Source organism: Schinkia azotoformans LMG 9581 (assembly GCF_000307855.1).
In the GTDB taxonomy this organism is placed as follows: Bacteria; Bacillota; Bacilli; order Bacillales; family Bacillaceae_J; genus Schinkia; species Schinkia azotoformans.
Map to the genome: position 1 here is coordinate 1 of NZ_AJLR01000109.1, position 586 is coordinate 586.

Here is a 586-nt window from a genome sequence, read left to right on the forward strand (position 1 = left end):
CCATTAACAACGTAATCATATGCCCTTTCTGGAATGTTTTTAATAGTAATACTGTCATTATAGATAATCGTATCTAATACGCCTTTTTTAGGATGCTTCATCTTCTTAACACGATAATCAGGTTTTGATATGTCAACTTCAACACCGTCCCAAATTGGCTGTTCTTCATAATGCAAATGCAATTCAGCAAGCTTTTTACCAATTTGAACATACTTTTCTTTGTGTTTTAGTAAAGGAATACGAGGTAAGTTTTTTTGTAAATCATTAGCATAGAGTTTTTTATAGTCGCGGCTATTTAATACGGCATATACATATGAAAACATCTCTTCTTCGTTTAGTCCGAAGTTTGATTTTATGTTCGACTGGAAATCACTAACATTAAATAATGTACCATCGTTGATATATCTTACAAATCCTGCTCCACTTGCTCCCAACATAACCTCAGTGGGTAGGTACTTCGTTATTAACGCTGAAAAGTTACCATTTCGTGCTCCCTTAGTAACATAAATAATTTGGTTATTATCGCCAAAAATATTTAATAAAGGGCCTGGTCTATCTACTATATCACGTTGATAATAAATCCACT

At 33.1% G+C, this 586-nt stretch carries 1 protein-coding gene; it reads right to left on the reverse strand.

The annotated features are described in order from the left end of the window. On the reverse strand, window positions 1–586 hold a 586-nt coding region (locus BAZO_RS22590), incomplete at both ends, for a type ISP restriction/modification enzyme (RefSeq protein WP_003331684.1).